This is a genomic window from Macellibacteroides sp., from assembly GCF_050251695.1.
Lineage (GTDB): Bacteria > Bacteroidota > Bacteroidia > Bacteroidales > Tannerellaceae > Macellibacteroides > Macellibacteroides fermentans.
Genome location: NZ_JBFWMI010000014.1, coordinates 41,337 through 50,372, shown reverse-complemented (window position 1 = coordinate 50,372; position 9,036 = coordinate 41,337). Strand labels below are relative to the sequence as shown.

The 9,036-nt window shown below is 37.6% G+C and carries 9 protein-coding genes; all 9 read right to left on the bottom strand.

Annotated elements, in window-relative coordinates:
• A partial coding sequence (locus AB7E53_RS03840; protein WP_446774273.1) for a polysaccharide biosynthesis protein occupies positions 1-1,129 on the bottom strand: 1,129 nt, incomplete at its 3' end.
• Positions 1,130-1,234: 105 nt separating this feature from the next.
• A complete protein-coding gene (locus AB7E53_RS03835; protein WP_139376672.1) occupies positions 1,235-2,437 on the bottom strand; it encodes a sugar MFS transporter in 1,203 nt (400 codons plus the stop codon).
• 107 nt (positions 2,438-2,544) lie between these two features.
• The gene (locus AB7E53_RS03830) at positions 2,545-3,318 is read right to left on the bottom strand and encodes an NIPSNAP family protein (RefSeq protein ID WP_446774271.1); all 774 of its coding nucleotides are present in this window, start codon (positions 3,316-3,318) and stop codon (positions 2,545-2,547) included.
• 132 nt (positions 3,319-3,450) lie between these two features.
• Positions 3,451-3,975 carry a DUF1858 domain-containing protein gene (locus tag AB7E53_RS03825; protein ID WP_446774269.1) on the bottom strand — a complete coding sequence of 175 codons (525 nt, stop codon included), beginning with the start codon at positions 3,973-3,975 and terminating at the stop codon, positions 3,451-3,453.
• Positions 3,976-3,978: 3 nt separating this feature from the next.
• Positions 3,979-5,247: a DUF438 domain-containing protein gene (locus AB7E53_RS03820; RefSeq protein WP_446774267.1), complete on the bottom strand. Its 1,269-nt coding sequence runs from the start codon at positions 5,245-5,247 to the stop codon at positions 3,979-3,981.
• Between the two features lie 199 nt (positions 5,248-5,446).
• The gene (locus tag AB7E53_RS03815; protein WP_079684486.1) at positions 5,447-5,851 is read right to left on the bottom strand and encodes a hypothetical protein; all 405 of its coding nucleotides are present in this window, start codon (positions 5,849-5,851) and stop codon (positions 5,447-5,449) included.
• A gap of 26 nt (positions 5,852-5,877) precedes the next feature.
• On the bottom strand, positions 5,878-6,252 hold the full coding sequence (locus AB7E53_RS03810) for a hypothetical protein (protein WP_068179539.1): 375 nt from the start codon (positions 6,250-6,252) through the stop codon (positions 5,878-5,880).
• 115 nt (positions 6,253-6,367) lie between these two features.
• Complete coding sequence (locus AB7E53_RS03805; RefSeq protein ID WP_079684485.1) at positions 6,368-6,736, bottom strand: hypothetical protein; 369 nt, start codon at positions 6,734-6,736, stop codon at positions 6,368-6,370.
• A 225-nt stretch (positions 6,737-6,961) separates the two neighbouring features.
• A complete protein-coding gene (locus AB7E53_RS03800; protein WP_446774265.1) occupies positions 6,962-8,614 on the bottom strand; it encodes a tetratricopeptide repeat protein in 1,653 nt (550 codons plus the stop codon).
• Positions 8,615-9,036: the final 422 nt, after the last annotated feature.

Below are 9,036 nucleotides of genomic sequence, written 5' to 3'. Positions count from 1 at the left end.
CCGTTGGAACATATTTAGTGAAAACGAACTCCAATCTTGACTTAATACGTACATCTCCTATGATAGGTACAAAACTTTGCATGGGGTACCTATCTTGTATCTCGAGTCTTAAATCATGCATGGGGGTCTCTGCATTATCAAATAAAATAAGTTGCTTCACTCGGATACTTGCCAGCAACCTGCATATCTCGCTTCCAATAGAACCGGCGGCTCCAGTAACAAGTATCACCTCCTCCTTAAGTACTGATGAAATTTCATCCATATTGATGGATATTTGTTCTCGTCCGAGCAAATCTTCTATTTTAATTTCCCTCATATGCTCGCGAGCCTTCTCCGGATTATCAAGTAATTCTACCGGAGGAGCTACAAGCAGTTCAATATTGGATTGAAGGCATACTTCAACAAATCGATTACGTTCGTGCTGCACTGTGGCATAATCCGGAAACATCACCGTTTGCAACCTCACATGAGTGAGAAGTTTCCGAAATGAATCAGGTGTACTAATAGCAAAAACGGGAAGTCCACCTATTCGCAATCCGCTTTGTGACATATCTGTAGACAGTAAACCCACAGCTACATAGGGGTGTAATGCACCGCTTCTAACCCAATTTATTAATGCTATGCTATGATTATCAGTGCCGTATATAAATAAAAGGCGATTTCCATTTAAATTACCTCCAACAAGAGTAAAATAGATACTAACCAACAAGGCCCTTACGCTGATTACCAAGAAGAAAGAGATTAGCAAATCCAGCAATACGATAGCAAGCCACTGTGAAGAAAATCCCGAATAAAGCAGGATAGCAATCAACAATATCAGTTCTTTACAAAATAATGCAGCAAGCAATCTGCTGGCTTCCTGAATTGAAGCGTGACGGATTATACCACGGTATAGTTTAAAGACAAGTTGAATAAGCAGACCTGCTCCTAAAGCAAAACAAACAAAACGATAAAGCTCTCCCCTATTAAATTGAATTTGAAGAAATGCCAAAACAAGCAAGTAAGATACAACTGCCGAAAGGAGAGATAGAGACAAATCGAGTACCAATACAATCCATCGGTTCAGATACTTCATTGTAGAGAGCCATCTTACTAACGACGAAACATAACGAACCATTCGCTGTCTCATACTTTCCTAAATTGTATTAATAGATACCGGCAGATTCGAAGTGGTATCCTCTACTAAAATAACAATATAGAACAAGAATTGTTAGTCAGCTTCAGTATACGAAAATCAAATCTTTCGGTAGCCTCGAAATGCATACAAAGCTACTACCACAAAGCAAATCAAGGGAATCAAGAAACCATTCGCCATCTCGTTTTCTCCTAAAATTCCCATGCCAACGGGAGCAATAGCTCCACCAACTATGGACATAATAAGGAAGGAAGAGGCCTTTTCCGTGTGCTTACCCAAGCTCCGTATAGCCAAAGCAAATATGGTGGGGAACATAATCGATTCAAAAAGGTAACAAGCAAACAGTGCACCTACAGAAATCCACTGCAGCTGCATCATTACAAGCACCATAGTAATGATAGCACCTAAAGCACAGGATGCAAGAAGCTTTGCTGCCTGCATACGACGCATCAACCAGCTGCCAATAATCCGGCCGGTCATAAACAATCCCATCCCTCCCAGGGAGAGTAATAAAGCCGCATCACGATTCGTTATATCAGGAACCTCTTCCGTCACATAATTGATAAAGAAGCTATTGATTCCGGTCTGAGCTGCCACATAAAAGAACAATGCGACGACACCCCATACAAAATGAGGATAATGCCACAACGAAGCTTTCCCATCATTGTCTTTTGATGAAGTGACAGATGTACTTATTACAGGCAAAGGCAATTTCATAAACAATATTGCAAGCACTAAAACGACTACTCCTATAACCAGATAAGGCAACGCAATATCTCCAGCAGAACCATCTTCCGGGAAAATAACAAGTCCCCCTACAAATGGCCCCACAATCCAACCTAATCCATTAAAGGATTGAGAGAGATTAAGCCTGCTGGCACTCGTTTCGGGCTCACCCAGAATAGTGACATATGGATTAGCCGCTGTTTCCAGACAAGTTAATCCACATCCGATTATAAACAGGGAAAACAGGAAAAAATTAAATGACATCAAAAAACTACCCGGGTAAAACATGAGAGCGCCGATTCCATAGAGTACTAATCCTAGTATTACTCCCCACCGATACCCAAACCGTTTCATAAATATTCCTGCCGGGAGTGCCATCAGGAAGTAACCACCATAGACTACGGCCTGTACCAAAGCAGAACGGGCTTTAGATATCACAAGAACTTCCTGAAAATGTTTATTTAAAACGTCTAGAATACTATGTGCAAATCCCCACAAAAAAAACAACGAGGTGATAACAATAAATGGATATAGATAAGAGACTCCTGTCTTAGTACGAACAATAGAATTTTTCATTTGGCAAATTAAATCGATTAAAGTTGGCTGTTATACCTTATATATACAGCCAACCTAAGTTATGAGGGCAAAGATAGTTTTTTAAATTTTAATAACCGAATTGTTTCTTATATTTGCGAGTATGCAAGCGGAGCAAGATAAATACTCTCCACCTTGGTTGCAGTATACGCATATTCTGGCTTAACCTTCATCTTATTCCACTCCTCACTAGATCCGAATGCTTTCCATGCTGCATCCCTGGATTCCTGATTCTTATTCCATGTAAGATACATCAAAGCCGGCATTTCGGGACCGGATAAGATATCTCCATAGCAAACTGACTGGATTCCTTTTTTATGGAAAAGATCTATTTCCTCTACATTAAACATACGGACTTTACGTCTGTTGGCATCTTCATTCGGACTTTTATAGATACGTAGCTCGTATAGCAAGCTATTCTTTTCTGCTGGTAACATAACCGGTAGCCGGTCGAAAGCTTCACATAGATAAGTATCGAAATGAGAATATACCGGAGCAGAAGCTGTTTGATCAAAATAAGTTTTGGAAGCAGCCAGATAAGTCTTATCCTCCCATATCTTTTTCTGTACCTGATGGTAAGTTTCGATGGATGGGTATACGAACAGATAGAATCGTTTTACAGCCGACTCCTCCTTAAATAATTTAAAAGCTCCAACTTTAACCTTGTATTTATTTAATGCAGGTATCAAAGCCTTTTCAAGATAGGTATCCTGAATCGAAGCATCACCCGTCATGTTATAAATACGCCATTCGTAAATCTCTTTTTTAAGTTTATTACCGGAAACAGGTAACGCATTAACTCCTTTTGCTCCTGCCAACAGTCCTGCCAGAGCCGATAGTCTGATAAAGTTTCTTCTTTTCATTAAATTAGGTTTTTTACATGATCTAATTCATGCAAAGTAAACATTAATTTCAATTAAAAAAGAACATTTTGATTCTATTATTAAATAAAAAAATCAGATACGGGATGATTCATATCTGATTTTCCTTCTGGGCTATTTCCGCATAAAATAGGTATTTACTATATCCGGGGTCACCTTTTTACTCCACGAACTATATCCTTTTTTTCTCAATGTATCTATAATCGGTGCCGGATAAAATGGGGTAAGCAATTCAAATACCTCACCAGACTTTAGGTCATCCATCGCTTTAAGGATTTTGGGCATGGGAGTATCTCCGGAATCGATAAGAGGTCTCGCATCAAAAATTACTGAAATCGGAAGTCCCTCAAAACACTCCGGGCAATCTCCAAAGTCGCCCTCTTCTTTATCAGTTACAGCCTCAGTGTCCGAAATTCCGGCTGCCCTTCTAAGCTCTTGAATCAGGTAGCCGGCATTGAGTCCCCCTACTTTAGCCGCTTGCTGTAACGTTGTAACACGGGCTACTGTTTTCCTTAGTACTGGATTTCTTAATTTTGCAAACGCCGGTGATAAAGAAAGCAGTGTATCCTCAATTTCAGGATAATCATTCAATAGTTCGGCAACCTTCATTTGAAGGGTTATAGGCAGGCGATCTTCCATATATTATCTCTTTTCGTAGGATAACAGCCGCTGATCACCCTCTAGTGCTCTTAACTGTGTAATATCCTGAGTAACTTCTATAACGCCTAGGTACTCATTATCTTTACCTCTTAATGCAGTATATTCAATATATACAAAACGGCCTTTAAAGGATGAAATCCAAAATGCAGCTTTGTTTTCTTTGCCAGATTTAAAATCGCTAATAATCTGCTCGACAATATGTACGCTTCCGGGAGGGTGACATAAACGCACATCCCTGCCAAGAATTGCTCTGTTACGCTCGAATACCCGGTTCGGACTATGGGAGAAAAATTTAACTTTATCATCTTTGTCTACAAACGTAATATCGACAGGCAATGTTACAAACAATGCCTCCAGTTCTTTGAGGGAGTAACTTCCGGAAGACAGTCGTATCGCCTCTCCTTGTATATAATTTGCACTTTTAGACCCGGTTGAATCTTGTTCTGCTTTCAACATACTTTCAGTAAGTGTTGGCGTCCATTCGTCCTGTGGGTCATATAAACAAAATCCGAATTCGGGAGTTTCAGTATAAATCTGATACCAGTTTTCGTCGGTCAGTTTATCCAGACACATCGGTAACAAAATCTCCTCTTCCTTCATTATCATACCTTCGATAGCATCTATGGCAGGTCTTAATACAAGATCGGCAACTGTTTGTACCTCTGATAAAGTAATAGAATCGCCGGTTTGCAACACCTCGTGAGCCGACTTCAGTAACAACCTTGTTTCGTCGTGTTTACCCCACATAACGGTTGGAGGACCTGTTATACCGTATTTTTCAAGAAACGGGAACAGCAAATATTCTTTACGTTTATAATGTTTGTCGACATCAGACAGACTGTTAAACAAGCCCTTTATCTTTAAGAAGTAAGTGGGAATATCTTCCGTTTTCCACTGAGAAAAATCAGACAGAATAGCATGTAGCTTCTCTGTACACTTTCTCAATTCCATATTTTCTTTTTTGAAAGTATCGACCGGATGCCCCGGAGGGTATGATTTTGCAGCAGAAACATCAATACTGCCATCCAATACCGCCGTATGTATATCGCAAAAACGAAGCACCTCTTCTTCTGGAAGTCCTTCCATAATAAGTTCCTGCTCTACTTCAACCACTTCATTATAGGGAATAGATCGTAACAAGTCTACCAGTCTGTTTCTTACCTCACCTGGAGCTTCCCCCTGATGCAATTGTAGAATCATATGCTTAAGCAACTCTTTTCTTTTTTCGGAATTATTTATCAGCTCACTCATAATAAAAGGTTTTATTGATTTATTTAACAAAAGTAGGTAATAGTATATATGCAAATAGTCTCCTATGTTACAACCGTGTAAATATAAAACACGCCGATATGTGAAATGTTGATAATAACAAGCTAAACAATCATTTAAACAACAAAAAGCACCAGTACCCCGGGGTATCTGGTGCTTTTGAAGAAGCTAACATAAAATATTAGTATGATGCAAATAAAACGGTGCAACCTCTAACGGCAAAAAAAGCTGCCGATAATGATGTAACAAGATAAACAATACAGAAAAAATTACTCATCCACCTTGCGGTTTGGGGCATCTTCTCAATTTCTTTCAATATAGAACGATAACGTTCATGTCTACCATAATATAATGTATTAAAAATAAGAATGGCACCTGTCAGAAACATTCCGCCTAAGTTTACATATATATTAATTTCGTCTAAAGAATCAAATGCCATTAAAATACATAGGCAAATAGTAAATATATTTAATACCTGATAGAACGATATCCCAACAATGGAAGGAAATACCGGAATTCTTAGATTCTGGGCAACAGAACCACTCAGGCTGTATAGTTTGCAAAACAAATAATTGAAGAATTTCATATTAGTTTCTTTTAGTCATTTTTTATTTACGACCACGCACGGGTCTCTATGGCGTTTTTCTTAGCGATTATATGAATCGTGCTTCCAGCAGGAAGCAAGTGAATTTCGTAGGAAATCAGGTCGGAAATGATTCTTTGTCCCAACACCGGATTCCAAACATCAAAAAAATCTTTATCTTTTTCCTGAATACATCCTTTAACAACGTAATTAACCACATCTCCGGCAACAATACCAAAGTTCATCTTCATATCCACTTTATATACATCATTAAAATGTACACTATAAACAACACCATCAACCGTTAGTTTCATCAAAAAAGAATCAACTACACCTGCGGCGCGTCTGTCGATATAAAACTCATTTATAATTGCCTTATGTTTTAATACATCATTAATATCCATACCTTGTTTGTTTTAGTATAGTAAGATCGTTTTTTAAGTAAACTGCCTCCGGAAAGGATTTCCGGAGGACAGCTCTCCAGTGAACACTATTTAGTAACGGGTTAGTGCCTTTTTTTTATAAGTCTGCTAAAGTGAATACTGTGTACAACATTCCTTCGCTGTTTTCAATCATCAATAAATACATATCTGATGAATTTAATGTGGCAGGAAGAACAAATGAACCATTGGATACTTGTGGATACCCGTTATATAAAGTTTGTCCATCCATTGTTGAGATTGTAAATACCGAACCAACCAATGACTGATCGTACGATACTTTCATTATTCCATTTGCATAGCTAACAGTCATTACAACTGGTTGATCATCTCCTGCTCTTAGATTTTGTAAGTTAGCTCTTGTTAAAGCTAAAATTCCATTTTCAGCAAAAGCTGAAACCGACAGCATCATTGCCATAAACAGTAATAAAAATTTCACTTGTTTCATTTTACATCTAAATTTTATACGTTAATATTTTATGTTCAGACGAACCCACCGCAGATTCATCCATTACAAAATTAGTCTGGACAGGGGCTGAAACCTAATAAAATAGCAAAAAGAGTGTCTACAAGACAAAAACATAAAGCCATGATATTCAATAGAATACATGGCTCAAAAAAACAAAAGTGTCTACAAGGGGTAAAAAGACTCAAAAAAGAGCTCTTTTTTTGGCTACAGATTACATAAAAATTCTTCTAAAGTAGTTTGCGCATTGGTCAACCCGGCCTTAGCACGGATACGCATTTTACGCTGACGGATGGAAGATGGGTTAATAGATAAGACCACAGAAAGTTCCTTTGTTTCTAATCCAACAAGTAATAAACAGCAAAAGCGGATATCCTCGAAGGTCAGCTCGGGCACAGCCTGTTGAAGAGAAGTAGTAAATGATTTGTAGACTGCATTCACCTCATTCAACAAAGAGGTCCAGTCGGCTTCCGAGAGCAATGACTTTCCGTCGTCCGTCCCCACCGTTACCTTCTGGGCGCATTTGATAATCTTTTTGGAAATCGCCGTATTTTGAAGCACTTTGAGTTTTAGCGAGTTCACATCGTTCTTTAACGCCTCTACCTCTTTTTCCTGCAAACGGAGCTCTTCTTCCTGTTTTTCTATCTCATGCTCACGAAGTTCCAAGGCTGAGTTTTGTTTTTCAAGCAGGGTGTGATGCTCCTGCATCACCTTTCTTCTGTTAAGCAGCTCGTATTCCTTCTTACTTAATTCGGTTTCCATCTGCCGTAACTCAAGCTGTTGCTTTACCAGGAACATATCCTTTTGATGCAGCACCTGCTCCTGTAGTCGTATTTTCTTATCTTTACGACGCATAATCAGCTGGAAAACAACAACTAGCAAAAGCGTGATAGCTATAATGAGAACCAGTGACAAGAAATAACGCTGACTTTTCAATCTTAACAAGTTATTTTCGTTACGAATCTTTTCAGTAGTATATTTCTTCTCTATTTCCAACAAATCGGTTTTTGACTGTGCACTTCGAATAGAATCTACATAAGCCATGGATTCCTCGTAGTATTCCAATGCTTTGCTCCAATTTTTTGCTTCTTTTTCAAGCAAGTATTGCTGATAAATAATTCCACCTTTGGCTTCAGGATTATCTTCTGATTTTAAGATTTCATGCAATAATTCTCTAGATTTGTCTATTTTACCTTGAAGTCCATATATATTACTTAGGGTTATATAGTTTGGGATAATATCTATTTTTGAAAATTCAATAGATTTTAATAAGTATGTTTCAGCTAAATCATATTTTCCCTGTACCCTATAAAATAATGCAATTCTATTATTCACCATACATGATACAACCGAATCCTTTAATTCCATAGCCAATGAATCAGAAAAAGTATATTGATTCAACACTGATTCGGCATCTTCATTTAATAAAAAGCTCATTAATCCAATATTCGTTACAGCAATAACCCTACTTCTTAAGTTATTTGCTTTTTCAAAATAAACAGATGCCTCTTTATATTTATCTTTTGCTTGTGAATATTTTTCTTCAGCTTTATATAGATCTGCCAAGTAAGTATTAATATATCCTGCTAGGTTGTAATCTTGTGAACGGTCTGCTAAATCAAGGGCAACCAGATAAATATTCATGGCTTTATCTCGTTGTTGACTCGCATTGTAAGCGTGTCCTAAAAACATCCCGATTCGGGCTTGTTCATTTATCCGCCCCTTGTTTTTAAAATAATTAAATGCACGAAGCATATATTCCGTAGAAAGTGGTTCTTTAAATAATATATCTCGTACATTGGCATTTGCTAAACACCAAGCTGCAAATGTTTCGTCCGATAAAACATCCAACTCTTCCACCGACTCAAGTAATGTAAATGCGCTGTCCGGATTACTCTGAAGCAGAGCATCCGATTTTGATAGAATATCCTTAACGTCTTTGTCCGAACCACAAGATATCCAAAGGAATATAGAGATACAAATAAGGAAATATCGTGTAAATTTCATATAAGCAGACTTAATCAGCAATTAACGTCCAATAACAAGAAACGCTCTTGAAAGTTCAAAAATAGTATTTCTTTTTTTATTAACCGACAAATATTATCTTTATTTTAGAATTAAGAATGAAAAAAGCGTTTATATGTATAGAATTTGGTGATAAGTGGTAGAAACACTATTGTTGGGTAATTATTTTACATTAGTAAATAAATAAAAACTATATAAGAAAACTTCACTCTTATTAGAGTTACATCTGCCTTTATATAAGGGATATAATCTTTTCC